The organism is Archangium violaceum (assembly GCF_016859125.1).
Taxonomy (GTDB): domain Bacteria; phylum Myxococcota; class Myxococcia; order Myxococcales; family Myxococcaceae; genus Archangium; species Archangium violaceum_A.
Genome location: NZ_CP069338.1, coordinates 10770683 through 10796706, shown reverse-complemented (window position 1 = coordinate 10796706; position 26024 = coordinate 10770683). Strand labels below are relative to the sequence as shown.

Genomic DNA, 26024 nt, shown 5'->3' with positions numbered 1-26024 from the left:
CAGACCCGGTTTTTGGAACTTTTTACAGTCGACCCCCTTCCCCAGGTGGTTGGGGGGGAGGAATGGTGGGTTTTGTGCGTGCGATGTGTGGGGTTTTGCCCACGTCCTGTGTCCAGAAGAGATGGGGTGTGCGGCACCGGACGTGCAGTGGACCTCGGGTCGGGCCAAACGTGTGCTGTTGGACGGACGGGGGGGTCTGGACGAGGGAGCTCCTGCGCCCGCCACCGCCTCACGGGTATTGCGTTCTCCATCACGAAGGATCTGCAGGGGCGCTACACCTTCATCAACAGCGTCGGGGCTCGCTTCCCCGGCAGGCCGGCGGAGGAGATCATCGGTCGCAAGGACAGCGAGCTGATGTCTCCGGAGGAGGCACAGAACACGCTGGAGTTCGACCGGCAGACACTGGGAACTGCGCCTGCTGCGCCTGCTGCGCCTCAACGCCCACGCCGAGTCCCTGCTGGGCCACGAGGCGCGCGAGGTGGATCGGCACCGAGCTGCGCCGGCTGGAGCTGCCCCAGGAGGACCTGCGCGAGCTGCTGGAGGCGCTCACCGAGGCCCGTGAGGCACCGAGCGCATGCGGCTCATCGTCGAGAGCCTCCGGGCGCTCTCTCTCGGCGACGCGGTGCTCACCCACCCGTTGGATCTGCACGAGGTGCTGGAGAACTCTTCACCACCAAGCCGGTGGGGGAAGGGACGGGCCTGGGCCTGTCCATCAGCCACGACATCATCCGCGCGCTCGGCGGCGTCATGACCGTGGACAGCACCGTGGGGCAGGGCAGCACCTTCCGTGTACCTGACGGCCTGACCGAGGAGCGAGGGCCCTCCCGTGCGTGGGATGTGCTATGCGCCCGGTCGGGCCGGACGGGACTCCCGGCCCCCGGTTGCGTTCCGCCCGGTGAACGAAAGGCATGATGGGATGGCGTCACTCACCGAGACACTTACCAACGAGACCAAGAAGACGGCGGTCATCGACGACTGCTGTGCGCTCATCGACGCCGAGGTCGCCGACAAGGGCGGCATCTCGGGTCTCGCCATCAAGGCGGGCTACAGCGCGGTGAAGGGCATCAAGCCCGGCTTCATCAGGCACGCCGTCTCGGATCTCCTCCCCGAGTTCGCCGCGGCGCTCGATCCGCTCTACCAGGAGGCCAAGACGGGCGGGAAGCCGGTGGCCGCCCACATCACGTCGAACTCGGGGCGCGCCGCCGATGCCCTGCTCGCCATCACGGACGGGAAGGTCCGCAACGCGCAGAGCGGGCTCGTGAAGGGCACCTACGAGAAGCTCCGCGGCACGGCGAAGAAGAACGTCGAGGCCGCCGTCCCCCGCATCGGCAAGCTCATCGAGAAGCACGCGGGCTGAGCAGTCGGGAGGGGCACTCCACCGGGTTTCGCAGACACCCGGTGGCACGGACACCGGCGACAGATGAGAGGGACTCTTCACCGTGCCGCGGAGGCGGGAGTGATTGGGGCCTCGAGTGGCACGGCGAGCCGCGAGCCCCCCTCGCCTCCGAGCACCACCGTCTGTTGGGCCACCACGGGTGTCGTCTCCTCGTACCAGGGCCGCGCGGTGTTCATGTGCACCGACAGCATGGGATGGCTCGACGAGGACACCCACACCCCGAGCCGGTGCCCCTTCGAGAGCACCCAGGAGGTGGGATGGAAGTCGATCTCCACCTCGCGCTCACTTCCCGGCACGTAGGGCACGAGCGTCGCGGTGTCCGCGGTGGGCCAGCGCAGGGTGGCCGCGCCATCGGTCACGTGGAGTGCCCGCCCCCTGGCGTCCACGTCGACGAGCTTGGCGACGAACGCGGTGTCCTCCGCGCTCGAACGCACGCGCAGGCGCAACCGGGCCCGGCCGGCGATGCGCTCGTCACGCACGGCTTCCGCGCCCAGGAAACGCAGCACATCCTCGCGCTCGCAGGGCCACGTCTGCTCCACGGGTCCCGGCTCGACGCCATCCCCTCTCAAGAAGGCGAACGCGATCCCCCGTGCGCCTCCCTCGCTCTTCCACGGCTGGAGAGGGTCATAGCGGTAGCTCAGCTCCGCCGGCGTGGAGTCCGGCTCGGACGTCAGCGAGGAGGAGGCACAGGCCCCCGGCGCCGCGACGGCCCGTGCCGCATCGAGGAAGAGCACCTGCTCCTGCGTGGGTGGAGGCCAGGTGGGCAGCTCGCGGAAGCCCGGGTCTCCATGCCCGGCGATGAGCGCGCGACCGGTGGCATACGGCAGGGGAACGCCCTGGAGCGTGTGGCGCAGCCAGGGAATCACGGTGCCCCACTGCTCGAGGCCATCCTTGATGCCGGTGACCTTCACGCCTGCTCCACCCTGCGCTCCCAGGTGGTTCCACGGCCCCACCACGATGACGCTCTGCTCACGCGTGGCGAGCGATTCCCAGGTGCGCAGGGTCGCCGGGAGGAAGGGATCGTCGAACCCTCCGACGAGGAGCATCGGGATCCCGAGGTGCTTCGGACTCTGGCGCAGGGCCTCGGTCTCCGGCCGCTGCCACAGCGCTCCCCCGGGCTGTAGGGACGTCAACCACTCGCGATAGAAGGGGAGGGGCGCTCCGAAGCTCGCGACATCCGCCTCGAGGTGGGGCCGGTGCGCGAGCATCTTCCGGTAGGCCGAGCCCGCGCTGCGCTTCGACTCGCGCCCCGGCATGTAGGCCGCCCACGCCGTCAGGAGCTCGTGTGGCATCAGCCCCCGCTCGGAGAGCACCTCCCGCAGGTCCGTGCCGAACACGCTGACGACGATCGTCTTCACTTCCACCGGGAGCTGCCCCGCCGAAGCCGCGAGCGCGGTTCCCCCGAGATACGACATGCCGTAGAGCGCGATGCGACCGTCGACGAAGGGCTGCTGCACGAGCCAACGCAGCGTGTCCTCGCCATCGGCCTGCTCGTTCATCAGGGGCCACCATTCGCCGCCGCTGTCGAGCCGCCCGCGGACGTCCTGGAGGACGCAGCCCATGCCGTAGCGGACGAACAGGTCGCAGCTCAGCTCGAAGAGGAAACGGAGATCATAGGGGTTGCGGATGAGCACCACCGGCGCCCGTTCCACCCCCTTGGGCAGCAGGATGCGGGTGGACAACTCCACGCCATCCCGCATCCGCACCCGCTCGGTACGCCAGTCTCCCGCCTCATGGGTGAAGGCCGGAAGCGCGTACGAGGATTTCCGGTCCTCCTGGATGTAATCGCGCACCAGCCCACAGGCGCTGAGCGCACCCCCCAGGAGGAGCAAGAGGCCCATCCTGGCCCACACATCGATGCTTCGCATGTCACCTCTCTACTGGATATCTCCGGGAAGTCAGTCCTTCCTACCCGCGACCGCGCCCTTCGGTGACAGGACCGCCGTGGGCTCCTCGCTCCTGGCGAGGACGGGATCACACTCCGGCCGGGTCTCCTGCTCCGGAGCGCCGATCACGACCGGTTGCTTCCTGCGCACCATGGCCTCCTGGACCAGGCGGGCCAGCGCCTCCTGTCCGTGAGGATAGGGCGCGACGGCGCCGGTCAGCTCACAGAGCTGCTCGCGCAACCTCAGTCCCCGGGGCGTGCGGTCCACCACCCTCCACTGGATCAGGCCCATGATGGCGGCGTCGAGCGCGGGGGGGATGTCTGGACGGAAGCTCGAGGGCGGCAGGATGAAGGGCGGGGGAGCGCTCCGCGTCGTGTCGGACACATATTCTCCCTGGAAGAGGCGCCGTCCCGTGAGCGCCTCGTGCAGCGTGAGGCCGAGCGCGAAGAGATCCGCGCGCCCGTCGAACGGCTCGCCCCGGGCCTGCTCCGGAGACATGTACCCCAGCTTGCCGCGGACCCGGTCGGCCTGGGTGAGGCGGACATGGATGGCCGCGCGGGCGACCCCGAAGTCTCCCAGCTTCACCTCACCAATGCGCGACAGCAGGATGTTGGGCGGATTCACGTCCCGGTGGACGAGGTTCAGCGGGACGCCGTCGCTCGCGGTGCGCCGGTGGACATAGTCGAGCGCCTGGCCCATCTCCGCCCCGATGTAGGCCACCACCGCTGGCGGCAGGGGGCCGTGGAGCTTGATCAGCTCGCGCAGGGAGAGCCCCTCGATGAACTCCATGGCCATGAAGTAGGTGTCCGCGAACCGGCCCACGTCGAGCACCTGGACGATGTTGGAGTGGTTGAGGAGCGAGCCCAGCTCCGCCTCGCGCCGGAACAGCGTCACGAAGTCCTCGTCCTCGGCGTAGGCCGGGAGGATGCGCTTGATGGCCACCACCTTCTCGAAGCCACCCTCCGGGCTGTAGGTGGCGCGGAACACCTCCGCCATGCCGCCCACCCCCAGCTTCTCGTGCAGGAAGTACTTGCCCACCAGGTCCTTCGCCCGGATGGCGTGCAGGGCTTCCTCGGCCTTGCGCGTCAGGTGGCTGGCCACGAAGGCCGCCAACCCACCCGTGGTGAAGTAGTAGATGGCGCGCTGCACCATGAGCGTCGGTGTGAACATCAGGGCGATGGGCTCGCTCAGCCGGGGCAGGGCGACGAAGAAGTAGAGCAGCAACATCTCGGCCGTCACCAGACAGCCCGCGAAGAAGGCCAGCCCGCGATTGGCGCGCAACGCCGCGAGCAGGATGAGCGTGCTCCAGAGGACGGCCGAGGGGTTGGACAGCGCCTGCTCGGCATCCCCATAGAGGATGTCGAAGAGGAAGATCCACGCTCCGGCGGCGGTCTCCAGGCAGACGTTGAACCAGCAGAGGGCGGGATGGAACCAGCCCCGGCTCAAGATCCGGGCGAGCCACGCGTAGTACCCGGCATAGAGGACGCACATGCCCGCCACGGAGAGGGCGCGAGGCCAGCCGAGCAGGGGTCCCAGGGCGAGCGCGGTGAGGATGAAGAGGCAGCACACCCCGCTGTTGAACCGGGCCACGGAGGCTTCTCGGGCGGCGGTATCCGACCGGATGTGCTCGGCGAGCAGTTGTCTGCCGAGCGGTGTCACGCGTCCTGGACGGTGGAAGAGGGGCATGTCGCCCCCCATTCTCTTGCAGCCTGGGAGGCAAGGCGAGTTCAACGGCACGCCAGGAGGGCAGTCAGCCTGCCCTCATGGGGCGGATGGTGCTAGATGACCTGGCAGGAGGAGCTCTCAGTGGACCTGATCTCAGGAGTGTGGGAGTCGCTGAAGGCGGTGCGGGAGCGGTCGCCGCTCGTGCACAACATCACGAATTATGTCGTGATGAACAACACGGCCAACGCCCTGCTCGCCGTGGGGGCCTCGCCCGCCATGGTCCACGCACGTGAGGAGGTGGCGGACTTCACGGCCATCTCGCAGGCGCTGGTGGTGAACATCGGCACCCTGTCACCCGAGTGGGTGGAGGGCATGCAGCTGGCCGTCCAGTCCGCGCGCCGGGCCCGGGTGCCCTGGGTTTTGGATCCGGTGGGCGCCGGGGCCACGCGCTACCGCACCAGCACCGCCGCCGAGCTGGCCCGCCAGGCCCCGGCGGTCATCCGTGGCAACGCCTCGGAGGTGCTCGCCGTGGCGGGCGAGGCGGGCGCCACGCGCGGGGTGGACAGTACCCAATCGTCCGAGGCCTCGCTCGAGGCGGCCCGGCGGCTGGCCTCCAGCCTGGGCACCGTGGTGGCCGTCACGGGCAAGACGGACTACGTCACCGACGGCACCCGCGTGGTGGCGGTGGACAATGGCCACCCGCTCATGGCGCGGGTGACGGGCATGGGTTGCACGGCGTCCGCCCTGGTGGGGGCCTTCCTGGCGGTGGAGTCCGACGCGGTGCTGGCCGCCGCGCGCGCGCTCGCGGTGCTGGGGATGGCGGGAGAGCTCGCCGCCGAGCAGTCCAAGGGACCGGGCTCACTGCAGCTGCACCTGCTGGACGTGCTCTACTCCCTGGACGAGGACACCGTGCGCGCCCGCGCCCGGGTGGGCTGAGGAGGCTCCGCCCATGTCCCGTCGTGTGCCCGACCTGTCCGTCTACCTCGTCACGGATCGCCTGCTGGCGCGTGGGCGCGAGTTGGTGGACGTGGTGCTCGCCGCGGTGCGCGGCGGGGCCACCGTGGTGCAGTTGCGCGAGAAGGAGGCCTCGGCGCGCGAGACGCTGGAGCTGGGCCGGGCCCTGCTCGGACGGCTCCGGCCGCTCGGGGTGCCGCTCATCGTCAATGACAGGGTGGACCTGGCCATGGTGCTGGGGGCGGACGGTGTCCACGTGGGGCAGGGCGATCTGCCCCCCGAGGTGGCCCGACGCCTGCTGGGGCCCGACGCGCTGGTGGGGCTGTCCATCACCGGACCGGCGGATCTGCGCACGCTGGATCCGTCGGTGGTGGACTACGCGGGCGTGGGTCCCATCTTCCCCACCGGTTCCAAGGCGGACGCCACTCCGGCGCTCGGCTTGGAGGAACTGGCCCGCCTGCGGCCCCTGTTGCCCGTCCCGGTCGTGGCCATTGGTGGCATCAACGCCGCCAACGCCGCGAATGTCATCGCCGCCGGGGCGGACGGCGTCTCCGTGGTGTCCGCCATCTGCTCCGCGGATGACTGCGAGGTGGCCGCGAGCGCCCTCGTCCAGGCCGTCCGGCGGGGGCTCGCGAGCCGGAAGTAGGCGTCGCCCTACGGATTCCGCGCCGGTCCTGCTCGCCCCGTTCTCAGGCGCGTGCTGGCGGCGGGCGCCGTCTCGGCCCGCACGGTGTGGTTGCGGACCCGGAACTCGTTGTCGAAGTGGCCGCTCTTGAGTGACACCTTGCCGAGGTCATCGGTGGGAGGCGCGTCGGAGCGGAAGGCGAAGCGGTCGGCCACGAGCACCTCGGTGCCTCCTGGAGGCCGCACCCAGACGCTGTAGGTCTTGGCGTTCAGGTCCGTGCGCATGCGCACGTGGTACGTGGCATTGGCCTGGTAGGGCACGTTCGCGAGCGCGGCGTACGCGGCACCCCGGCGCACATCGAAGGAGCCGCTCGGGTTCATGCGGATGGCCATGGCCAGGCTGGAGTAGGCGGTGACGTTGGTCGAGGTGTCCGCGTAGCCGATGACGCCGTCGATGGGCTGGCTGAGCGGCGTCACGTCGAACTCGACGATCCGCACGCCGGTGTTGCCGGTGCCCAGGCCGCGCACGCTCGCGGGGAAGCCGAGCGTCGAGAGCCACCCGTCCTGGTTCCACAGCTTGAAGCGGCTCACCGCCTCGACGAGGTAGTAGTCGCCGTAGATGAGGCTCTTGTCGATGTCCTCTCCCTGGGGCTTGATCGCCGTCCTGTAGAACGCCACGCCGTGCAGGAGGATGCCGGGGCCACCACCCGTGGCCGAATTCAGGTAGGCCGGGGAGGCGAGGGTGTCGAGCGTCGCCAGGGCCGCGTTCCGGTACCGCTGGGCCACGGTCGCGTCGGTGACGTACCTGCTCAACTCCTGGAGCGCCGAGGCGACGATGGCGGCGGCCGAGGAGTCCTTCTGCTGCTGGTCCGCGGGGGCGTTGAAGTCCCAGTTGGGGATGGAGTCCGCGGGCAGCCGGGGCAGGTAGTAGTCGGTAACCTTCTGCGCGGCCTGCAACATGCGCGGATCTCGCGTGTACCGGTAGGCCGTGGTGAAACCGTAGATGGCCCAGGCCTGTCCCCGGGCCCAGGTGGAGCTGTCGGAGTACCCCTGGAACGTCTTCCGGGAGAGGATGGCGCCCGAGGTGCTGTAATCCACCACGTGGAAGGTGCCGCCGTCCGCGCGGACCATGTCCGAAGCGGTCTTCAATGCATGACGGAGCGCCATGTCGTTCCAGGCGGGATCTCCTCCGTTCCGGGCTCCCCAGAAGAGCAGCTCCAGGTTCATCATCGTGTCCACGACCATGGGCACATGCCAGGTGCCGTCATTCCAATCGCAGCAATCGATGACGCCCACGGTGGGGTTGAAACGTCTGGCCAGCGAGGTGGCGGCCGTCAACGTCACCTGCCGGTAGTAGTCATCCCCCGTCAGCCGGTACGCCTGGCCGAAGCTGTTCATGAACTTGAAGCCCAGATCATGGGTGATTTGACGGATGTCGGTGTTGCTCTTCTGGACCTCCAGGTTGCGCGTCCAGGCGTCGGCCTTGGTGCGCCAGAAGGGATCCCGCCCCTGCTCGTACATGAGCCAGAGCTGACCCGGGAAGAAGCCCTGGACCCAGTCGTGGTTGGCCGTGTTGGGGACGAGCCGCCATGGGCCGTTGGTCGTGGCCTTGGGGTACTGGTTGGTCGGTATCGCGGGATCCGAGGATGTGGCGCGCAACTTCTGCTGGGCGGTCTGTAGGACCCGATCAGCCGCCGCGTTGTCGAAGGCCCAGGCGGGTGCCGCCGCGAACACGCAGAGACATCCCGCCAGCAGCCCGCTGATGGTTCTTTTCCTGTTCATGTCCTCCTCCTGGTGTGCCCAATCAGGGCGGACAGGTGGAGTGACTCTCCTGGATTCGTGACGTCTTCTTCCGGGCCGACTACTCGTAGAAGTCCGGAGCGAGGCGGCGCGAATGGACGTCGTCCGGATCATGCAGGAGGACGAGCTCGCCGCCGGTGGCGTCGCGGATCGCCTTGAGCTTGCGAATCGACGCGATGCCCTGCTCGGGGGTCGAGCACTCCCCGGGCGCCAGCTCCCGCTCGAAGTTCTCGTGCAGGTCTCCCGCGTCGGCGACGAGGATCTTCGTGCCACTCACGGGCAGCTCGACGACGAGTGATTGGTGCCCGGGCATGTGACCGGGCGTCAGGACGCCACGCACGCCCGGCATCAGCTCCCAGTCGCCCTCGACGAGCCGCCAATCACGGTCCGCCAGACGGAGGTCCTCGTCGAACACCGCCGGGTTGCCATGAGGACCCATGGCGAAGTCGTACTCGCGGCGCTGGATGTAGATGCGGGCGTTGCGCAGGTATTTGAGGTGGCCCGTGTGGTCGTAATGGACGTGGCTGAGGATGACGGCGGAGATGTCGTCCGCCCCGATCCCCAGCCTCGCCAGTTGCGGCAGCAGCTCGTGCTCCGGCAGGACGATGGGCGGCGCCAGCCAACCCGGACCCGAGAAGAACCGCTGGCGCAACGCCGGATCCTTCAACCGCGCGGGATCGATCCCGGTATCGAAGAGGACCCAACCGTGCGCCGTATCCAGGAGATAGGCGCAGACCGGCTCGCACAGGATGACGGTGGGATCCGCTCCGTGGATGGAGACGGATCTCGGCAGGATCTCGTACCCGCAGCGGAGGATGTAGAGCCGGCGGACATCGCTCATGGGAGAGGTCAGCGGGCCCCGGTCTTCAGGAAGACGCGCAGCGCCTCCGCCACGCTCCAGGCCTGGGCGATGCACCCTCGCGGCCGGTAGGGCTCCGTGGCATCGAAGATCTCACTGATCTGCCCCACGCCCGCGTGCTCCAGGTGATCCTCCAGACCGCTGAGCAGTTCCCGCGCCGCGCCCTTGTCCGGGTTCACCTTCATCGTCGCGTCCACGTAGTGGCCGATCAACCAGCCCCACACGGTGCCCTGGTGATACGCCGCGTCGCGCGCCCGCAGATCTCCGTCGTACTTCGCCTTGTAGTCCGGGTGCCCCGGCGCCAGGCTCCTCAGGCCCACCGGTGTCAGCAATTCCTTGCGCACCTTCTCCAGCACGGGCTCCCACTTGTCCCGCCGCAGCACCGGATTCTTCAGCGAGATGGCGAACACCTGGTTCGGCCTCACCGAGGGATCGTCCTTCCCGTCCTCACCGTCCACGACGTCGAACAGGCAGGACTCCGTCGCGTTCCAGAAGCGCCGGTTGAAGCTCGCGTAGGCCTTCTCCGCCGCCGCCGCGTACGGCCTCGCGTCCTTGCCCAGCCGCTCGGACCACTCCACCATCAGCCGCAGCGCGTTGAACCACAGCGCGTTGATCTCCACCGGCTTGCCGCGCCTCGGCGTCACCACCCAGCCGTCCACCTTCGCGTCCATCCACGTGAGCTGGTAGCCCTCCTCGCCCTGGCTCAGCAGGCCATCCGCGGGATCCACCCGGATGTTGTGCCGCGTTCCCTTCTGGTGGTGGTCGATGATCTTCGCCAGCGTCGGGTAGAAGTCCCGCAGCAGCTCCTCGTCCTTCGTGTGCTCGAGGTAGCGATCCACCGCGTGGAAGAACCACATCGTCGCGTCCGCCGTGTGGTACAGGCCCTCGTTCTCGCCCTCGGGGAAGAGGTTGGGCAGCAGGCCGTCCCGCACGTGGTGATGGAAGGTGCGCAGGATGGCCGCCGCCGTGGAGTGCAGGCCCGTGCACAGCGTCAGCCCCTCCAGGGAGATCATCGTGTCCCGGCCCCAGTCCGTGAACCAGTGGTAGCCGGCGATCACCGAGCGCGCGTCCTGGCCCACCGCTCGGGCCCAGGCGTCGTCCGCGGGGCGCGTCGGGTCGATGATGAACTGGTCCGCCGCCAGCACCAGCCGCGCCGGCACTCCCGTGCGCGCCTCCTCCGGGGCCCGTACCAGCAGCCGCCGCTCGCGCTCGTACTCCAGGGACAGCGTCTCCTGGGGCTCCCGGTCCAGCACCACCGCATCCTCCGTGGTGACACCCAGCGCCAGGGACTCGCCCGGCCGCAGCGTGCAATCGAAGTAGCCCGGGCTCACCAGCGTCTCCACGAAGTCGTATCCGCGCGCCTTCTCCACCCGGTAGAACTGTGGCGCGCTCGCCTCGCACAGCCCCACGAACGGCGCCGGGCGGGGCGAGTAGAGGCGCATCTTCATGGGAGGCACGCCGTCCCCGGCCTGCATCTCCACCCGCGAGCCCCTCAGCAGCACGGTGGGCTCGAGCTCCGAGTGGTGCAGCTTGTCATCGTGCATGCGCATGGCCGGGAAGGGCCGCAGTTGCAGCGCCACCTCGGGACCCGACAGGTGCTCCCACAGCACGATGAGCGTGTTCTCCCCGTGCACCAGCGCCAGCTTGCGTTGGATGCGCGCCTCGCCCACCTGATAAATCCAGTGCGGGACCAATCCGTCCAGGTGGAAGCCGCGCAGCAGCGTGGCGGCCTCGGGCACCTGCGTCCCGTCCGCGAGATCCTCCGCGTCCAGCCGGTACGTTCTGCCGCGCACCACGGCCAGCTCCCCCAGCCGCGCCAGCAGCACCGTGCGGCCACGCTTCTCCAGACCGGGGATGAACATCCCGTGGTAGCGGCGCGTGTTGCACCGCGCCACCGAGCCCGAGGCGTATCCGCCGCGCCCGTTGGTCACGAGCCACTCGCGGGTGACGATGTCCGAGAAGTCCGCGCCCGTGGGCCAGTCGAAGGCGAGCCGGGGCAGGGAGGGGCACTCAGTTGCAGGAGGGGTCACGTCTTCATCTCCTCGCTCGTGAGCACGAGCGACGTCTGTCCAGGTATCCGCATGCGCGTCTCTTCCGAGAAGGGCGGGGTCCCCATTCCGCCGTAGCGGACGTGCTCAGAAGCCAGGAGGAGGCTCCACTTATTTCCCGGTGGGGGAGCCAGCAGCGGCTCTGGACACGGGGCCACCTCCAGCTCCGTCCCCAGGTTGAGCAGCACCAGCCGGTCGCCCTCCTGCCCGCTTCCAAAATAGCGCAAGACCAGCGCGTGCTGCGACAGCACCGCTCCCGCGAGGCGCTTCGGGTCCCGCGCCGCGAACACCGGATCCTCCCGCCGCAGCCTCAGCAGCTCCTTGTGGAGCGCCAGGGCTCCCGTGTTCCGCTCGCGCTCGCTCCAGTCCAGCTTGGACAGACGGAAGGCCTCTTCACCGAACGGCACCTGATAGCCCTCCTTCTCCAGGGCATGGCGGGCGCTCGGGAATTGGGAGAGGAAGTCGTTGCGCCCCTTGCGCACCAGCTCCTGCAGCTCCGCGTTGTGATCCACGAAGTAGAGGAAGGGCGAGGAGGCGTAGAATTCCTGCCCCATGAAGAGCATGGGCGTCTGGGGAAGCAGCAGGAAGAACGTCGTCAGCGCCCGGGCCCGCGCTGGCCCCGCCTGCTGGTGCAGCCGCTCGCCCTTGAGGGCATTGGCGAGCTGATCATGGTTCTGCAGGTAGAAGACGACGTGCTTCGGATCCGTGTGCAGCAGCGGCGTACCCCGGGGCTTCTTCTGCCACTTGTAGTACTGCCCCTGGTAGAGCGAGTTACGCAGCACGCATGACAGCAGCTCCTGCGCGGTGCCGCAGTAGTCCATCAGGTAGGCCTCGGAGCGGCCCACCGCCGCCACCTTCGCCGAGTGGTGGAAGTCGTCCACCCAGATGGCGTCCACCCCGTACCCCTTCTCGGAGGGGGGCTTCACCAGCTTCACGTTCTGGGGCTCGTTCTCCCCGATGATGAGGACGTGCCGCCTGCCCGCCGCCTCGCGCACCCGCTCGACGAGCTCCGCCACGATGTGTTTCGGCGAGGCGTCGTACAGGCTCTGCGTGGCGTCCAGGCGAAGCCCGTCGAAGTGGTACTCGGCCACCCAATAGCAGGCGTTCTGGATGAAGAAGTCGCGCGAGGGGCCCGCCGCCTCCCCGTCATCGAAGTTGGTGGGATCGCCCCACTCGTTGGGGTACTTCGGGTTGAAGTAGCCCTCTGCGTACTGGGACAGGTAGTTCCCGTCCGGCCCCAGGTGGTTGTAGACGACGTCCACGATGATGCCGAGCCCCAGCCGGTGCGCCTCGTCCACCAGCTGCCGCAGCTCGTCCGGGCTCCCGTAGGCCGCGTGAGGCGCGTAGAGCTGCACGCCGTCGTAGCCCCAGTTGAAGCGGCCGGGACAGGCGTGCAGCGGCATCAGCTCCAGCGTGGTGACGCCCAGCTCATTGAGCAGCGGGAGCTTCCAGGCCGCCGCCGTGTAGGTTCCCTCGGGGGTGAAGGTGCCGATGTGCAGCTCGTAGAGGACCTGTCCCTTCGACGTGACGCCCGCCCAGCCGCTGTCCTTCCAGGCGTAGCGCGTGGGATCCACCACCTGCGAGGGGCCATGCGGGCCCTCGGGTTGGAAGCGGGAGCAGGGGTCCGGGAAGGCCTCTCCGCCGTCCAGGCGGTACTTGTAGAGGCTCCCCACCGGGACGGGGTGGGTGCCCTCGAAGTAGCCGCGACCGGAAGGCTCGAGCGGCAGGTTGCGGAGTCCGCCCGACTCGTGGACACAGACATCCACCCTTCGGCGGCGCGGTGCCCACACGCGGAAATGGGTGCGGCCATCTGTGAGCGGACGCGCGCCGAGCGTCATTTGAAAGCTTCCCGACCCCACGGCTCCTCCCAGACAGAAGCGAACGCCGTCAAGGTTGTGCAGGGTCTCGGGAGAGAGGAAGGCATGCCATCCCGTACGCCCCTCCTCACCGGGGGAACGCATGCCCGCCCGCCTGGCTGGCGATGGGGGGCATGTCTCGATGCTCCATCGGCTTTCAGCCCCGGTGCCGCTTGGCCTCGCGGTAGAGCCAGGTGAGCGAGTAATCCAGCAACGCCTGTCGCGAGCGCATGTAGTGGCGGGCCCTGGCGAAGGGCAACCACACGCGGTTGCCCACGAGAACCTGTGCCTCCTCGAGCTTCTGGCGCGGAATCCACCTCCCGCCGAGGTTGCGCACCAGCGCCTCCCCCAGGTACGCACCAATGGCGGGCACCGCGTGCTCGTCGATGGCTTCCCTTGGGCGGCTTGTCGGGAATTCCTCGCGCCAGAAGTAGAAGTCGATGTCCGTGAGCGACTCGGGCGTTGCCCCGAAGACGGAGGGCACCTCCGAGTGCAGCAGCGCCACGAGGTGCTCGGCGAGGGTGCTGTAATGCTCGCGAGCGCGCTCCAGATCCTCCACATCCGGGGGGAGGGCGGAGTCGGCGGGGCGCCACTCCTCGGGCTCGGGAGGGCACCATGTGTTGAGCCCGGCGATCCTCCGCTGGCGCTCATGGCTGGCGGCGCGGTCCACCACACGCGAGAGGAGCGGGGCCAGGTCCGGGTGGAAGCGAGGCTCCACGGGGGCGAGCATGGCACTGCGCTCGTGCAGGGTGCGCAGCACGGCGTCGAAGTCGAGGTCCGGCCGGAGGTGCGCGTGGGCACGGGCCTGCGCGAGCCGTGCCTCCTTGCTGGCGAAATCCGCCACGGTGGGCCACGTGACGATGAGGACGGAGCCGTTGGGCAGTTCCTCCACCCGGTGCGCTGGGGTGGACAACATGCGCTCGCGGCCCACGGCTTCCACCAGCTTTGGACCGAAGACGTTGAGCCAGAACACCTCGTAGACTCTGTCGAACCCGTCTCTGGATTCCGTCTCGTCGTCGCGGCCGAAATTGGGAGAGCCCGCCAATATCATGTCATCACCGCTATGAGCCACGGCATGTGTGACTGGATAACGGGAGGCCCAGGCACGCACCAGCTCCACGAATTTCCCGCAGTGCTCCGGCTCCGCGAAGAAGGAGAGCGGTTTCAAGGTGAGCGTGAGGTCCAGTTCAGGATGGAGCGGCGGGAACCAAAGCCGTAGCGTCATGTCCAACGCGGGCCACTGCGTACGATAGAGTCCGATGGCCGTTCTTCTCTCCTGGCGCTCCTCTTCCAGGGACTTCCAGATGGCGGCGCGGGCATACTTTCGCCGCCGCTTGCCTTCGACGATGTCCGGCATCCACCCGTCGGCATGCTTCTCGAGCGCCAGGAAGAATGGCTCCAGTTCTCTCTCCGCTGCCGCGTGCGGATCGAAGGCTCCGTCGAAAGTGAGCCGGAGGCGATCCTCCGCCTTCAAGTCGTGCAAGTGCAGCACTCTCATTGGAATTGCACCTCCACTCCCGGAGCCAGTCTCTTGGTTTCGTTCACGGCTCTCTTCAACATGGCTACATCCGAGGGCTTGAGTTCGCCCCCCTCGTAGATGAGGCGAGCTCTCGGCACGTTCACCTCACTGCCTCCTGGGAGAAGGTGCTGGAGGGATTCTCGGCGGATGTCCAGCGTCTCGCCATAGTACCTCAGGGCCTCGCTCGCGTCGTCGGTCATCTGCGCTGCCAGCTGCTTTTCCCCCATTGTCGAGAGATCGCGACTCTTGAAGCTGAGCGTCTCCACTCGCCGTGGTCGCCCGCCGGACTCGCCCTGTTCAATGACGAGCACGTCCGCGTAGCGAAGGCCAGGGCCCGGCTTCCTCACGCCCACATGCGTTTCGATGCGGGGCTTGTCGAAGTCCCCAAGGAAGCGGCGATCGGCCCGAGGCTTCTTCGCGTCCTCTTGAAGCAATTTCACCATGGAGCGCTCGAAGGCCAGCCCCCGGGCGAACAACCCGCGCATCCGCTCGTAGCCCTCCCATTTCAAGGGGCCCTCGGCGGCCGTGCCCTTCTCCACCTCGAGAGAGCGTCTCTCGTAGTAGTCGACATACTCGCGCCAGCGCGGGTTGCCCCGGGCCTCGGGCGGAGGGGCGTCGAGGGTGGGGTGGTGCTTCTTCAGTACGCCTATGTCCGTGGGGTGGCGCGGGCCCGTGGTCTCGAGCTCCACCGCCGCCAGCTTGGCCTCCACCACCTCCCGCGTGTGGCCCACCCCCTCGTCCACCAGCGAGGCCAGGGTGCCAGGGCGCTTCGTGGCACGGGCCTTCTCGAGAGAGGGACGTGGAGCCTCATTCGCCGCGGCGGCTTCCCTGGCGCCTGTCCCCGCACCGCTCTTCACGGGCGGGGAGTCCGTGGCCCCGGGTCTGGCCCTGGACAACAGTGGCCGGGCCTTGGCTACGTCCCCCCGGGCCTCGTACAGCGCCAGCGCGGCGTCCGCTCCTCCCGCGGCGACGAAACGGCCCGCCTCCCGGCTGGCCTGGAGGTACCGCACGAGCTCGCGCAGGCCCTCCTGGCTCATCCGCCCTTCCAACTGCCTCGCTGTCTCCTCGAGGGCTCGCAGCCGCAGCTCGAGGGCCTCGAGCCCGGTGCGGCGGTGCGGCCCCCTCCCCGGTGCGCCTCTACCCTCGGAGAGGTAGCGCAGGCCCTTGCCTCCCGCGTAGAGGGCCACCAGCAGCGCCGCTGGAGCCAGCTCGCGCGTGGCCTGCTCGTACCTGCCCTGCGCCAGCGACCGCGCGCCATGCCCCGTGCTGGCCAGCAGCCCGTAGAAGCCCAGCGGCACGCCGAAGGTGAGGTGGTCGAATCCTCCCAGTGCCACGTTGCCCGCCGAGAAGTGCTGCTCCGCCCATCGCTTCTCCGCCTCGTCGAGGGCCTTCTGGTACTCCGGCGGCAGTTGGCCTCGTATGGGGAGGAAGGCGAATCCTCCCCCTCCGTCGTTCGCCAGGGAGCTGGAGAGTCCGTCCCTCAAGGCGCGGCCAGCGCCTCGGCCCAGGTCTCCGACTTCAAAGTCCCGGTCCACACGGGCCGTGGGTTTCAGGCCCCTCCTCTCCAACGCCCCCTGGAATGCGGGCAGGCTCGCGAGCGTTTCCTCCAGCCGCTTCTCCCGGGCCAATAGGAAGAGGAGCTCCCTCAAGTCGTCGTCATGGGCCGAGTCGACGATGAAGACGGCGAGCACCTCGGCTCCGAGGGCGCCATACTTCTCGGGGGCCTTCATGAGGAAGGCGGCGCGCTTGCTGTTGAGCAGGTGGGCGACATCCTCGCGCGGTGTGCCCAGGGCACCGAGTCGCACGGCGCGCCAGTCGTCCAGGGCTTCCACCAACCGGGGCATGTCCACGCGCTCTTGCAGGGCGAGGACTTCCGCGGGCGAGGTGCACGAGAGGAAGGGAGCGAGCAGTGCCTCTCTGTCTCCAGAGGAGAAGTCGGGCCAGCCTGGAGGCACCGCCTCCCCTCCGCAGGAGGGCGGGCCGTGGGCTTCAGGCCCCGCGCTCGCCAGGGCCGGGCCTGCTCCGCCAGCGCTCCGGCGGCGGTGCGGTGGCTCCGGCTCGGAGGAGGAGCGGGCCCCCATTTCGTGCAACGCGGAGAGGGTGCGAGGGCCTTCGGGGGAGCCTCCGCCTGGATGCGGCGTCAGTGTGACGCAACCGCTCGTCACCAGGACGGCTCCCAGTATCAGCGCCGCCCACGTGTACGCTCGTTCCTCCGCGTGCATCGTCCATCCCCAGGAGTTGCCGCGCAGGCTCGTTGACGGAGCCCTCACCGGAACCGGGGTGAGGACTCAGCTGGAGGTGACCTCGAGGGTGCTCGTCCTCATGTGTTTCCCCCTGCATTCGTGGACGTGCCGCCTCGGAGCGCGGGCGTCCGGAGCTGGCTCCGTCCATTTGCGCTCACAAGCTAGCTAAACGTTGAATACAGGAAAAGCTGAAGAATGTTGAATTGTTTGACGCATGCGGACATGGGCCCATTGGGGCGCCTGGCGCCGCGAGCGTTTCGCTGAAGCGGGTGGTCGTGGCGGCGCTGCCCGCGCAATCGCCACCCGCTTTTTTTCAGCCCTTCATTCGTGGACTTCAGGCTTCCTTGGCTACTCCCGCCTGAGGCACCGCGTCCTTGTTTCCGCTCAGGACCGAGCTGCCCGCGAACAATCCCACGCCCACCAGCGCCAGCGTGGCCGCCTCCGCGTACGTGCCCAGTACCGAGCCCAGCAGCGTCATCATCCCCGCGCCCACCGTGAACATCGCGATCACCGCCCCCGCCGCCGCCTTGCTCATAGCCCCGTCCGCTCCTCACTCGCCCGGTCCTGTCTGAACCCGGGCGTCGCGAGAGATGAATTCAAGCGGCGTGCCACGCGCCTCTCCAGAGGGAGAGGGAAAAAACGAGGAGCGGCGGAGGAAGCGCGCTGCCCACCCCGGGGGCCAGAAAGACTGAGATCCTGACCCTCCCTTACGGCCGATGCCGGAATTTTTTCCCGGACATCCCACACGGTTCCGAGGGGCTGTAGCGCGTAACCCATGACGATCCGGGGACTTTGCCCGCGTGGGAGGTTTGGCACACCCGCTGCTAAGGCCTTCCGCGAACACACGGCCCCTGGCCTTTCATCGGGGCCAGGGACTTTGGGGAGAGGCGAGCGATGGGAAAGACGAGCGCGAGGTGGTGGGTGGTGCTGGGGTTGCTCATCCTGTCGGGGTGCGCACACAAGGCGACGGGGAAGGTGGACAATTCGGACCAGCCGTACCGCATCGGCCGTGAGGATCTCCTGGACGTGGCGGTGTGGCGTGACGCGGATCTGTCGCGCACGCTGCCCGTGAGGCCGGACGGTTTCATCTCCCTGCCCATGGTGGGCGAGGTGAGGGCCGAGGGGCGCACGCCGACCGAGCTGTCCGACGAGATTCGCGAGGCGCTCAAGCCGTACGTGCAGGAGCCTCGGGTGACGGTCGTCGTCCGGGAGGTGAACAGCAGCCGCGTCTTCATCACCGGCGAGGTGGCCCACCCTGGCGCCTACCCGCTGCGCGGCCGGGTGTCCATCCTGCAGGCCATCGCCCTGGCGGGAGGCTTCACGGACTTCGCGGATCGCGACGGCATCGTCGTGCTGCGCCGCTCGGGCACGGATGGGAGCACCATCCCCGTGAGCTACAACGATCTGGTGAAGGCGCCGGACAAGAACGAGCCGCTCATCCTTCGTCCGGGCGACACCATCGTCGTGCCGTAGCGCGGTGGAGTGCCTGGGGAAGTGGGGCCGGTTCCGGGTCGGAGAGTGGGGATGGAGGGTGCCGTGAGACGTTCATGGAAGGGTTGGGTGGTGGCGGCGGCGGTTCTGGGCACCTGTCCGGCCGCGCTCGCGGCCACGCAGGTGGAGCCTCGGCTCCGGGTGTCGCTCGAGGAGCGCTACGACGATGACTTCCGGCTGGCCGCAGACGGCCAGGCGGGTGGTCAGTTGATGACGAAGCTGACGCCCCGGCTCGGCCTGGACGTGAGGGACGAGACGCTGAAGCTGGAGAGCTTCTACGCGGCGGACCTCCTCATGCGGCACGGCAGTGGCTCGCTGACGTTGGATCACCGCGGCGGCCTGTCGGTGCGCAAGCTGTTGTCGCGCCGCCTGAGGGTGGAGGCGTCCGGGAGCATCTACCGGGTGACGGATCCCGCCTCGCTGCCGCGTGACAGCGTGGCGCGCTCGAGAGAGCCCGTCCTCTACGGCCAGTCCCGGGTGTACGTCTCCGGGCGGGCGACGCGCCGGTTGGACGTGGGGGCCGGTTACGGCTTCGAGGGCGTGCAGGTGCTCGCGCCGGGGCAGGTCGCCGGTTTCGTGCACACCCCGTTCGTGGAGGCCTGGCTGCGCACCACGCGGCGGCTGTCGTTGGGCGTGGAGTACCGCTACCAGGGCTTCCTGTACGGCGACAGCTTCCAGCAGGCGCACGGTGTCTTCGGAGGCCTGCGCTACCGGCTGAGCCGGCAGACCACCTTCACGGCGCGCGCCGGTCCGGTGGCCTTCTCCGGGCAGGAGGGCACCAGCGGGGTGATTCCGCGGGTGAAGCTGGAGCTGCTGCATGAGGCCAGGCACTTCGACCTGGGCATCATCGCGGGGCATGACCTGGTGGGCGCCAGTGGCTTCACCAATGCGTTGTGGGCGGACTACGCGGGCATGGTGCTCAACAAGCACTTCAGTGACCGGGTGTCCGTGTATGGAATGGCGAGCTTCTTCCGCAACGGGCGGGCGCCGGGCCATGGCGTCTTCTCGTGGGGAGAGGATCCCACGGTGGCACAGGGCTACGCGCTGGGCGCGGGGCTCGAGTTCAAGGTGAATCGGTATGTGTCGATGCAGGCGGCCGTGGATCGCATCGCACAGGTGGGGATGGATGAAGAGGCCACGGCCGGACTGAACCTGACTCGGAATGTGGCGGCGATCCGCCTCCACATGACGGCCTGGTGAGACACGTGACTGGAGTAGGAGGAGGAGAGCACATGGAGCGTGGGATGACGGCAGACCAGGTGCTGAAGGCACTGTGGCGCCGCAAGGTGCTGGTCGGGGCCATCGTGCTGGGAGCTTTCGCGGTGGGCGCCGCCATCGTGTTGAGCCAGCAGAGTGTGTACGAGGCAACGGCGGTGGTGCGGGTGCAACCGCAGCGCCCCGGTGAGGAGATGGTGCAGCGCACCGTCAGCGAGCTGGTGGAGCAGCGGTTGCTCACCGTCCGCCAGGAGTTGATGGCGCGTCCGGTCCTCCAGAGGGCCATCGAGGAGATGAACCTCTATCCGGAGATCGTCTCCGAGGCGGGCATGGAGGCCGCCGTCAACCGCATGCGCAAGGATCTCACCGTGCGCGTGGAGGGGGAGAGCGCCTTCGAGCTGACGTACGCGCACACGGATCCGAACGTGGCGGCTCAGGTGGCCAACCGGCTCCCGCAGCTCTTCTCCGAGCAGGCGCTCAAGTCGCGCCAGGAGCAGGCGGCGCGTGCCACGAAGCTCTTCGAGGACGAGATCGTCGCCCTCTCCAAGAGCGTCACCGAGTGGGAGAAGAAGATCGCCCAGTTCAAGGTGGACCACATCGGCGAGCTGCCCGAGCAGCTGGAGATGAACATGCGCGGGCTGGAGCGCGTGGGGGCGCTGCTGCAGACGAAGTCCGAGGAGCTGCGCGTGGCCGAGGCCCGCCGCTCGGAGCTGGCGCGGGCTCGCAACGCCGCGGACAGCGAGGCCGGCCGTCTCGAGGCCGCCGAGCACTCCCTCACCCAGAGCCTGGTGGCCGCCCGCTCCTCGTGGACGGCGGATCACCCCGAGGTGAAGCGCCTCACCCAGGAGCTCAACACCATGCGTGAGCGCCGCAAGGACGCAGAGAGCCGCCAGTGGGCCGAGCGCCAGGAGCGCTCCCGCGTGGCCGAGCTCATCTCCTCCATCCAGAAGGAGATCGAGGGTCTGCACCAGCAGGCCAGGAGCTACCAGGAGCGGTTGGATCGCACCCCGCGCTGGGCCCATGAGCTGGGGGTCCTCAACCGCGACTATGAGATCGCCCGCGCCAAGTACCAGAGCGTGGTGTCCCGCCGGGTGGAGGCCGAGCTGGCGCAGGACCTCGAGGTGAAGAGCGCGGAGAGCCTGTTCAACGTCGTCTCCCCGGCCGGTGTGCCCGTGGCGGCGGCGCGGCCGGATCGCCTGAGCGGCCTGCTCATCTCCTTCCTGATCGCCCTGGGTCTGGGCGTGCTCGTCGGGGTGGTGCTGGAGATGCGCGACGACAGCATCCGGGACACGCAGGAGCTGCGCGATCGCCTGCCCCTCCCCGTGCTGGCGGTGGTCCCGAACATGCAGGGTAAGGCGGAGAAGCGGGTGCTGATGCCCGCCTCGGGGGTTCGCAATGGAGTGGCGTCACCGTCTTCGTCGGACTCGCCGCTGAACTAGGAGACTTCGGGTGAACAACGCGGAATCCGGGAGGAACAAGATGGATCAAACGATGGAGCGGGCGGGGAACTTCCTTCCTCGCGTGGATGACGCCGCGGGGTCTCCGAACGCCGTGGACAAGCGGGTGGTCTCGCTGACGGCCCCGGCCTCGGGTGCGGCGGAGCAGTACCGCAGCCTCTACTACCGGCTGGAGCGGATGCGCGAGCTGCGTCCTCTCAAGGTGGTGGGTGTCACCTCGGCGCTGCCCGGCGAGGGCAAGACGGTGACCACGGTGAACCTGGCCCTGGCGGCGGCCCGGGCGAACATGGAGCGGCGCATCCTCCTCATCGACGCGGACCTGCGTCGCGGCCAGGTGGCGGACGTGCTCGGCATCAAGGGCCGGCCGGGTCTGTCGGAGCTCTTGAGCGGGGAGTGTGAGGTGCGCGACCTGGTGCGCCGCTTCCATGCCACGCGCATGGCCGTCATCACCGCGGGTGCCACGCCCGAGGAGCCCACGCAGGCCCTGGCCAGCGCGCGGATGAAGCAGTTCCTCAAGGTGGTGCGTGAGCACTTCGACGAGGTCTACATGGACCTGCCGCCCACGCTGCCCTTCGCCGACTCGGCGATCCTCGGGCACCAGGCGGACGGCCTGCTCATGGTGGTGCGTGCCAACGTCACCCCGGCCCGGGCGGTCAACCAGGCCGTGGAGCAGCTGGGTGGGGCGCCCATCCTGGGCTGCGTGTTGAACGGGGCGGAGATGAGCGACACCCCGTACTTGAAGAACTACGTCCGGAAGTAGGACGTCGGCGGTAGCCCGGCCACGCGCGAGGGGGCGCGTGGCCGGGAGGGGTGTGGCAGGGGGGCGAGGTGGTCGGAGGGAGAGATACGTGCTTCGGGTTTTCCATCATTACTTTTCGTCCAGGAAGCTGACGCTCTTCGTCATCGAAGGAGCCGCGATTGCCCTGGCGTGTCTGTTGGGGGCGGTGGCCTGCGCGAAGATGCTGGCGCCAGAGGATGCGCACCTGCCGCTGGCGCAGTCGGGGCCCGCGCTGCTGCTGCTGGGCGCCACCTTCGTCCCCACGTTCCAGTTCTCCATCTATCTGATGGATCTCTACAACCTGAGGGTGGCCGCGGAGGATCGGGGTCGGGGCGCGCGGCTCCTCAAGGCGGCGGGGGTGACGACGGCCTTCGTCGGTTTGTTGATGCTGATGGCGCCGGCGGTGCTGCCGGTGCACCTGCCTCCGGGGGCGCTGCTCGGCGGCGCCGTGGGAGCCCTGGTGGGGACGCTGCTGGTGCGCTCCTCGCTTCGCGCGGTGGTGGGCATGCCCAGCCGTGTCGTCATCGTGGGTGACGGGCTCAAGGCCCGCGCGCTGGCCAGCGTCATCGAGCAGGGCGGTGAGGACAGCTTCCAGGTGGTCGCGCTGGTGGAGCCCCGCGTGCCGAGGGCGGATGGCTCGCCGGCCGAGCAGGTGGACGAGACGGCCGCGCGGCTCGGCGCCGAGTTCGTGGTGCAGGCCGCGGACGACATGCGCGGGGCCAACTGGATGGACGCGCTGCTGCGCTGCCGCCTGGCCGGGCGCCGGGTGTACGAGGCCGCCGGCTTCTGCGAGCGCGTGCTGCGCCGGATTCCGGTGGCGCACCTGCGCACCAGCGACTTCGTCTTCGCGGACGAGCTGACGGTCTCCCGCTCGAGGCGCATGGCCAAGCGCGTCTTCGACATCCTCGTGGCCTCGATGCTGCTGCTGTGCGCCGCGCCCTTCCTTCTGCTGGTGATGTTGGCCATCAAGCTGGATTCGAAGGGGCCCATCTTCTACCGGCAGGAGCGCGTGGGGCTCAACGGGAAGACGTACTGGCTGTGGAAGTTCCGCAGCATGCGCACGGACGCGGAGAAGGACGGAGCGGTGTGGGCGCGGACGAACGATGATCGCGTCACCCGGGTGGGCCGCTTCATCCGCAAGACGCGCATCGACGAGATTCCCCAGGTCTTCAACGTGTTGATGGGGGACATGAGCTTCGTGGGGCCGCGGCCGGAGCGCCCCGTCTTCGTCGAGCAGCTCAAGCAGCAGATTCCCTTCTATGGGCTGCGCGAGGCGGTGAAGCCGGGCCTCACCGGGTGGGCTCAAATCCGCTACCCGTACGGGGCGTCGGTGGAGGACGCGCGCAACAAACTGGAGTTCGATCTGTATTACGTGAAGAACGGCTCCCTTTTCCTGGACATGGGCATCATCTTCCACACCGTGCGGCACGTGTTGCTGGCGCGCGGTGCGCGGTAGGTCGGGCCGGGCCCTGGTGGGGGCCCGGGTGTTGACGCCGCCGGGGGGCCCGGCGGCGGGGATTCGGATGGGCGTTGGAGGGGATGGAACATGCTCGAGCTGCAGTCGCCTCTCGAAGAGGCGTGGGAGAGGGAAACGAGCGATGGGCGCCGGATTGGCAACCGGAACGAGCTGTTGCAGGCGCTCGACCTCCGGCCGACGCGCATCGTGGCCATGGGCGGTGGGACGGGGCTCCCCATGGTGCTTCGCGGCCTGGCCCGGCGCGCGGCTCCCAAGCTGGGGGATCCCGGCCTGGATATCACCGCCGTGGTGGCGATGAGCGACGACGGGGGCAGCTCCGGCCGGCTGCGCCGCACCCGCGGGGTGCTGCCTCCCGGGGACGTGCGCAACTGTCTGGTGGCCCTGGCGGGCGGCAAGAGCCAGAGTCCCCTGAGCGAGGTCTTCCAGTACCGCTTCGCCGGGAAGCGCGGGCTGGCGGGGCACGCGGTGGGCAACCTGCTGATCGCCGCGCTCGCCGAGCTCAAGGGGGACTTCCTGGAGGCGGTGCGCGTCTCCGGGGAGCTGCTGGGGATAAAGGGCCGGGTGCTGCCCAGCACCACCTCGCCGGTGCAGCTGGTGGCGCAGATGGATGACTCCACCGAGGTGGTGGGCGAGAGCGCCATCTGTCGCGCCCATGGCCGCATCCGCAAGGTGCTGCTCAGCCCGCGCTCGCCGCCTCCGGTGGACGGGCTCATCGAGGCCATCCACACCGCGGACCTGATCGCGATCGGCCCGGGCTCGCTGTACTCGAGCGTGATGCCCAACCTGCTCGTGGACGGGGTGGCCCAGGCGCTGTGCGAGACGCGGGCGCTCAAGGTGATGGTGGCCAACCTGATGACGCAGCCGGGTGAGACGGACGGCATGGACTGCCTGGATCACGTGCGCGCCGTCATCGACCACGTGGGCCCGGTGCTGGACGCGGTGCTGCTCAATGGCACCGCGCCCTCCGAGGAGGCCGCCCGTCGCTACGCGCTCAAGGGCCAGTTCCCCGTCCGGGTGGATCGCCGCGCCCTCATCAGCGCGGGTGTCGTGCCGGTGGAGGCGGACCTCCTCAAGGAGGGCTCGCGCATCCGCCACGACAGCCGCAAGGTGGCGCGCTGCCTGATGAAGATGGCGCGCTGCGGGTTGTAGCGGGCGGCGGCGTCGGGCCTGGAGGTGAGCACCTCGAACACCATCCGAGGGGACAACAGGCACCCGTCTTCAGGCCGGCCGCCCCACGGCCCTCCAGGACGCGCACGTCGGGCAGGGCCCGCACGTGCTGGCGGACCACCCATTTCCTGGTTCGTTCAGGCCGCCTGCCGTGGGGTGGCGGCGATGGGGGCCGGGCCGGGGATGAGGGCGGCCTTGTCGGGCTGGGCGGTGAGCACCTTCATCAGCATCCGCGGGGAGAACAGGGCCGTGGGCGATTCGAGCATGTGTTGCACCCGTGTGAAGGTCTTCATCGCGCCCTCGTCGTAGTTGGTGAGTGTCTGGAGCCGGTCGACGTACCAGTGGATCAGGCCGAACCCCGGCGGGCGCTTGCCCTTCACCTCGGGGATGCTCAGGTCCCCGAGCGTCGCGAGGGTCCAGAGTCCATTGAGGAGCTGGCCCGCCCGCTGGCGGTAGCGCGTGGAGGCACCGTGCAGCCCCTCTCGCAGGGACTCACCCATCGCCTGGACCTGCAGCGCGCTCGAGGTCATGCCCTGGCCGTAGATGGGATTGAACGAGCAGACGGCATCGCCGACCACCGCCAGGCCCTCGGGGAAGCGGGGCATGCGCTCATAGTGGCGCCGCTGGTTGTGCGGGAAACGGTGGCTGTTGATGGGCCCGATCGGCTCCGCGTTCTTGATGGCTTCGTAGAGGTGCGGTTGGGGCAGGCCGCGGGCGAACTCGAGAAACGCCGCGTTGTCCGCGGAGGGGACCTCGCCCAGCCAGCCCGCCAACTGCACGAGCCATCGGTTTCCCTCGATGCTCAGGATCAGTCCGAGCCGCCGTTGCTGGGGCAGCTTGGGCGTGAGGGCGAGCATGTCCCATCCCGGCGCGAAGCCCGGCGGCTTCTGGTAGAGTCGGCTGACGTAACCCACGTCCACGTGGATGTGCGTCTCCTCCACGCGGGGGTAGCCCAGTGACTCCAGCCACTGGGGCATGCGAGATCCACGGCCGCTGGCGTCCACCACCCAGTCGCCCTCCAGCGTCTCCTCCTGCCCGCCACCAGGGGCCTGGAGCTGGAGGCCCGTGATGAGGGCCCGGTCCGCGCTCGTCTTCAAGCCCACCACTTCACGTCCATCGAGGATGCGTACGTTCGCGAAGGTCAGCAGGCGCTTGCGGACGACCCAGTCGATCAGCAACCGGCTCTGCGAGGAGGCCCTGACGCCCACATGATACCGCCGACGCCAACCGCCAGCTCCAAAGGCGGCGGTGGAGTCGCCCACGTCCACCACTGCCGCCCCGGCGGCTTCCAGATCCTCCAGGACACCTGGGAAGGTGTCGGCGATGATGTTCAGTCCCCGCATGAGCAGGGCATGAGCGTGCTGCGCCTGGGGGATGCCTTTGCGCGGGTTCGGTCCATCCGGGAAGCGGTCGCGTTCCACCAGCGTGACACGCTCGAAGTAACGGGACAGGACACCCGCGGAGATCAGCCCCGTCATGCTGCCGCCAAAGACGATGGCGTGCTTGCCGACGGGCCTGGGGGGAAGGGGGAGGGGGCTTGAGGTTGGCATGGGCGGCTGATCGTAAGTGAACGAATCCCTGCCCGTCGA

At 68.8% G+C, this 26024-nt stretch carries 20 protein-coding genes; 10 read left to right on the top strand and 10 right to left on the bottom strand.

Going from position 1 to position 26024, the window contains the following annotated elements:
• Positions 1-45: 45 nt before the first annotated feature.
• A complete protein-coding gene (locus JQX13_RS56030) occupies positions 46-912 on the top strand; it encodes an ATP-binding protein (RefSeq protein ID WP_343211045.1) in 867 nt (288 codons plus the stop codon).
• Positions 913-916: 4 nt separating this feature from the next.
• Positions 917-1357, top strand: a complete 441-nt coding sequence (locus JQX13_RS45575; RefSeq protein WP_203405668.1) for a DUF6918 family protein — start codon at positions 917-919, stop codon at positions 1355-1357.
• A gap of 77 nt (positions 1358-1434) precedes the next feature.
• Here the strand turns inward: JQX13_RS45575 and JQX13_RS45570 are convergent, their stop codons facing one another.
• Both JQX13_RS45570 and JQX13_RS45565 read right to left on the bottom strand, forming a co-directional pair.
• On the bottom strand, positions 1435-3264 hold the full coding sequence (locus JQX13_RS45570; protein ID WP_203405667.1) for a CocE/NonD family hydrolase: 1830 nt from the start codon (positions 3262-3264) through the stop codon (positions 1435-1437).
• Between the two features lie 30 nt (positions 3265-3294).
• A complete protein-coding gene (locus JQX13_RS45565) occupies positions 3295-4968 on the bottom strand; it encodes a serine/threonine-protein kinase (protein ID WP_203405666.1) in 1674 nt (557 codons plus the stop codon).
• Positions 4969-5088: 120 nt separating this feature from the next.
• Between JQX13_RS45565 and thiM the strand changes: the two genes are divergently transcribed.
• Both thiM and thiE read left to right on the top strand, forming a co-directional pair.
• Positions 5089-5883, top strand: coding sequence for a hydroxyethylthiazole kinase (gene thiM, locus JQX13_RS45560; protein ID WP_239014250.1), 795 nt, complete (start codon positions 5089-5091; stop codon positions 5881-5883).
• A gap of 13 nt (positions 5884-5896) precedes the next feature.
• Positions 5897-6547 (top strand): thiamine phosphate synthase, encoded by a 651-nt coding sequence (gene thiE / locus JQX13_RS45555; protein WP_203405664.1) that lies wholly within the window; start codon positions 5897-5899, stop codon positions 6545-6547.
• Between the two features lie 8 nt (positions 6548-6555).
• On the opposite strand, the gene JQX13_RS45550 is transcribed toward thiE, so the two are convergent.
• The 7 genes from JQX13_RS45550 to JQX13_RS45520 form a co-directional block, all read right to left on the bottom strand.
• Entirely contained in the window at positions 6556-8307 is a 1752-nt protein-coding gene (locus JQX13_RS45550) for a glycoside hydrolase family 88 protein (protein ID WP_203405663.1), read from the bottom strand.
• Positions 8308-8386: 79 nt separating this feature from the next.
• Positions 8387-9166, bottom strand: coding sequence for an N-acyl homoserine lactonase family protein (locus tag JQX13_RS45545; protein WP_203405662.1), 780 nt, complete (start codon positions 9164-9166; stop codon positions 8387-8389).
• A gap of 8 nt (positions 9167-9174) precedes the next feature.
• A complete protein-coding gene (locus tag JQX13_RS45540) occupies positions 9175-11214 on the bottom strand; it encodes an amylo-alpha-1,6-glucosidase (protein WP_203405661.1) in 2040 nt (679 codons plus the stop codon).
• Positions 11211-13070 (bottom strand): malto-oligosyltrehalose trehalohydrolase, encoded by a 1860-nt coding sequence (gene treZ, locus JQX13_RS45535; protein WP_203405660.1) that lies wholly within the window; start codon positions 13068-13070, stop codon positions 11211-11213. The genes JQX13_RS45540 and treZ overlap by 4 nt, the downstream gene beginning before the upstream one ends.
• A 175-nt stretch (positions 13071-13245) precedes the next feature.
• Positions 13246-14586: a hypothetical protein gene (locus JQX13_RS45530; RefSeq protein WP_203405659.1), complete on the bottom strand. Its 1341-nt coding sequence runs from the start codon at positions 14584-14586 to the stop codon at positions 13246-13248.
• Positions 14583-16562 carry a hypothetical protein gene (locus tag JQX13_RS45525; RefSeq protein WP_239014249.1) on the bottom strand — a complete coding sequence of 660 codons (1980 nt, stop codon included), beginning with the start codon at positions 16560-16562 and terminating at the stop codon, positions 14583-14585. Before JQX13_RS45525 ends, JQX13_RS45530 begins: the two co-directional genes overlap by 4 nt.
• A gap of 622 nt (positions 16563-17184) precedes the next feature.
• Positions 17185-17385 (bottom strand): hypothetical protein, encoded by a 201-nt coding sequence (locus JQX13_RS45520; RefSeq protein WP_203405657.1) that lies wholly within the window; start codon positions 17383-17385, stop codon positions 17185-17187.
• Between the two features lie 359 nt (positions 17386-17744).
• Here JQX13_RS45520 and JQX13_RS45515 point away from each other — a divergent pair, with 359 nt between their 5' ends.
• The 6 genes from JQX13_RS45515 to JQX13_RS45490 all read left to right on the top strand — a co-directional run bounded on the left by JQX13_RS45515 (position 17745) and on the right by JQX13_RS45490 (position 24417).
• Positions 17745-18323: a polysaccharide biosynthesis/export family protein gene (locus JQX13_RS45515; RefSeq protein WP_203405656.1), complete on the top strand. Its 579-nt coding sequence runs from the start codon at positions 17745-17747 to the stop codon at positions 18321-18323.
• 63 nt (positions 18324-18386) lie between these two features.
• Positions 18387-19541, top strand: a complete 1155-nt coding sequence (locus tag JQX13_RS45510) for a hypothetical protein (protein ID WP_203405655.1) — start codon at positions 18387-18389, stop codon at positions 19539-19541.
• 32 nt (positions 19542-19573) lie between these two features.
• Positions 19574-20995: a GumC family protein gene (locus JQX13_RS45505; RefSeq protein ID WP_203405654.1), complete on the top strand. Its 1422-nt coding sequence runs from the start codon at positions 19574-19576 to the stop codon at positions 20993-20995.
• Positions 20996-21035: 40 nt separating this feature from the next.
• Entirely contained in the window at positions 21036-21773 is a 738-nt protein-coding gene (locus JQX13_RS45500; RefSeq protein WP_203405653.1) for a CpsD/CapB family tyrosine-protein kinase, read from the top strand.
• 88 nt (positions 21774-21861) lie between these two features.
• Positions 21862-23247: a sugar transferase gene (locus JQX13_RS45495; protein WP_203405652.1), complete on the top strand. Its 1386-nt coding sequence runs from the start codon at positions 21862-21864 to the stop codon at positions 23245-23247.
• Between the two features lie 213 nt (positions 23248-23460).
• A complete protein-coding gene (locus tag JQX13_RS45490; protein WP_430384231.1) occupies positions 23461-24417 on the top strand; it encodes a gluconeogenesis factor YvcK family protein in 957 nt (318 codons plus the stop codon).
• Positions 24418-24572: 155 nt separating this feature from the next.
• Here the strand turns inward: JQX13_RS45490 and JQX13_RS45485 are convergent, their stop codons facing one another.
• On the bottom strand, positions 24573-25985 hold the full coding sequence (locus JQX13_RS45485) for an FAD-dependent oxidoreductase (RefSeq protein ID WP_203405650.1): 1413 nt from the start codon (positions 25983-25985) through the stop codon (positions 24573-24575).
• Positions 25986-26024: the final 39 nt, after the last annotated feature.

Excerpts from the sequence above, each read along its gene's own strand:
- thiE (WP_203405664.1), top strand. The coding sequence starts at position 5,897 with ATGTCCCGTCGTGTGCCCGACCTGTCCGTCTACCTCGTCACGGATCGC.
- JQX13_RS45570 (WP_203405667.1), bottom strand. The coding sequence starts at position 3,264 with ATGCGAAGCATCGATGTGTGGGCCAGGATGGGCCTCTTGCTCCTCCTG.
- JQX13_RS45500 (WP_203405653.1), top strand. The coding sequence starts at position 21,036 with ATGGATCAAACGATGGAGCGGGCGGGGAACTTCCTTCCTCGCGTGGAT.
- JQX13_RS45485 (WP_203405650.1), bottom strand. The coding sequence starts at position 25,985 with ATGCCAACCTCAAGCCCCCTCCCCCTTCCCCCCAGGCCCGTCGGCAAG.
- JQX13_RS45505 (WP_203405654.1), top strand. The coding sequence starts at position 19,574 with ATGGAGCGTGGGATGACGGCAGACCAGGTGCTGAAGGCACTGTGGCGC.
- treZ (WP_203405660.1), bottom strand. The coding sequence starts at position 13,070 with ATGACGCTCGGCGCGCGTCCGCTCACAGATGGCCGCACCCATTTCCGC.
- JQX13_RS45565 (WP_203405666.1), bottom strand. The coding sequence starts at position 4,968 with ATGCCCCTCTTCCACCGTCCAGGACGCGTGACACCGCTCGGCAGACAA.
- JQX13_RS45545 (WP_203405662.1), bottom strand. The coding sequence starts at position 9,166 with ATGAGCGATGTCCGCCGGCTCTACATCCTCCGCTGCGGGTACGAGATC.
- JQX13_RS45490 (WP_430384231.1), top strand. The coding sequence starts at position 23,461 with ATGGGCGGTGGGACGGGGCTCCCCATGGTGCTTCGCGGCCTGGCCCGG.
- JQX13_RS45575 (WP_203405668.1), top strand. The coding sequence starts at position 917 with ATGGCGTCACTCACCGAGACACTTACCAACGAGACCAAGAAGACGGCG.
- JQX13_RS45515 (WP_203405656.1), top strand. The coding sequence starts at position 17,745 with ATGGGAAAGACGAGCGCGAGGTGGTGGGTGGTGCTGGGGTTGCTCATC.
- JQX13_RS45550 (WP_203405663.1), bottom strand. The coding sequence starts at position 8,307 with ATGAACAGGAAAAGAACCATCAGCGGGCTGCTGGCGGGATGTCTCTGC.
- JQX13_RS45530 (WP_203405659.1), bottom strand. The coding sequence starts at position 14,586 with ATGAGAGTGCTGCACTTGCACGACTTGAAGGCGGAGGATCGCCTCCGG.
- JQX13_RS45520 (WP_203405657.1), bottom strand. The coding sequence starts at position 17,385 with ATGAGCAAGGCGGCGGCGGGGGCGGTGATCGCGATGTTCACGGTGGGC.